General features: G+C 63.9%; 2 protein-coding genes. Both read right to left on the bottom strand.

Going from position 1 to position 1,406, the window contains the following annotated elements:
- Positions 1-218, bottom strand: a 218-nt coding sequence (locus ACPEES_RS23380) for a hypothetical protein (protein WP_435106912.1), incomplete at its 3' end; no start/stop codon positions are given.
- Between the two features lie 40 nt (positions 219-258).
- Entirely contained in the window at positions 259-1,299 is a 1,041-nt protein-coding gene (locus tag ACPEES_RS23375; protein ID WP_435106914.1) for an IS110 family transposase, read from the bottom strand.
- Positions 1,300-1,406 lie beyond the last annotated feature (107 nt).

Raw genomic sequence — 1,406 nt, 5'->3', positions numbered from 1 at the left:
TATATGGACTCCTCCCGCAAGTAGGCAGAGACGGACGTGCTGATCGAGGGCAATAGAGCATCGGTTGCGGTCGTATATCCGGCCTGTTGGTGGAGATCTGGTCTCCTGGCCTTCATGGAATCCGCGCATCGGAGGCCAATCGCTGCCAACGGCTTCAAAGAGCCGGCATTGTTACCGGCCTTGTCCGATGCGGGGCCGACCCCTTTTGCCATGATCATCCTGTCTCTGCGCACTCTCGAGTGGGGAATAGTGTTCCTGTCAGGCCGCGAACCGAGGTTGCGGGTAGTTGGCGTTGTAGGTTCGTTGATGGATCCACACCGCCCAGCAGATGCGGGCGAGCTTGTTGGCCAAGGCACAGGTGGCTTTGTTGTGGCCGGCGCGTTGCTGGAGGGCGAGCGCCCAGGCCTGGAGCTGGCTCAATGGCTTGCCCTGGCTGGCCACCTGCTTGGCCCGTGTGAGCACGGCGCGGGCGCCATGCGTGAACAATGTTCGCAGGTAGGCGTCGCCGCGCTTGGAAATGCGCCCCATGCGTCGTCGCAGTCCGGAACTGGATTGTCTCGGTGTCAGCCCCAACCAGGCCGCCAGGTGTCGTGCGTTGCGGAAGTGATGCGGCGTGCCCACGGCGGCCACCAGAGCGGTGGCGGTGAGCAATCCGATCCCGGGGACGGCCAGCAGCGTTTGGACAGCGGCCTCATTCCGGGCATAGGTGGCCAATTGCGCCTCGATGCGTTTGACGCGTGCTTGCAGCCCCAGAATCTCGCCGACGAGCTCCAGCAACGCCAATCGCAGCGCGTAGGGAATGCGCTCGTCGTCGATGGCGCGTGGTGCGGCGATGACCGCATTGCCGGCGCCGGCGGGCAACTCGACGCCCTGTTCACGCAACAGGCCTCGCAGCGTGTTGATGCGGGCCGTGCGCGCTGCCATCCACTGGGCGCGAATTCGGTGCAATCCTTGAATGGCTTGCTGCGCTTCGGTTTTGACCGGCACATCCCGGATCTCGCCACAGCGAGCCGCTTCGAGCAATGCCGCGGCGTCGGCGCGATCTGTCTTGTTGCGCCGACGGTAGGGCCGAACGTACTGCGCGGGCAGCAGGCGCACCGTGAAGCCGAGACGGGTGAGCTCACGCCCCCAGAAATGCGAGGTGCCACAGGCCTCCATGACGACGGTGGCGGCTTCCCGGTTGTGGAAGAAGCGTTGAAACTGAGCGCGGCTGAGGCGTTGGCGCTCGAGGATCTTGCCGTGACCGTCGGACACGGCGATCTCGAAGACGGCTTTGGCCAGATCCACGGCGATGGTCATACTGGTGTTCATGGGTTCCTCCTGTCCGTCGTTGCTGAAAGCAGCACTTCCAGCATGGCACTTGGATGCCGAATAAGGCGGCGGGAGGAGTCCATCCCATCACTCCA

The organism is Arhodomonas sp. AD133 (assembly GCF_051195215.1).
Lineage (GTDB): Bacteria > Pseudomonadota > Gammaproteobacteria > Nitrococcales > Nitrococcaceae > Arhodomonas.
The sequence above is the reverse complement of the archived record's forward strand: the minus strand, read 5'-3'. Positions and strand labels throughout refer to the sequence as shown.

Bases quoted from the DNA above. Each gene is read 5' to 3' on its own strand.
- ACPEES_RS23375 (WP_435106914.1), bottom strand. From the start codon at position 1,299: ATGACCATCGCCGTGGATCTGGCCAAAGCCGTCTTCGAGATCGCCGTG.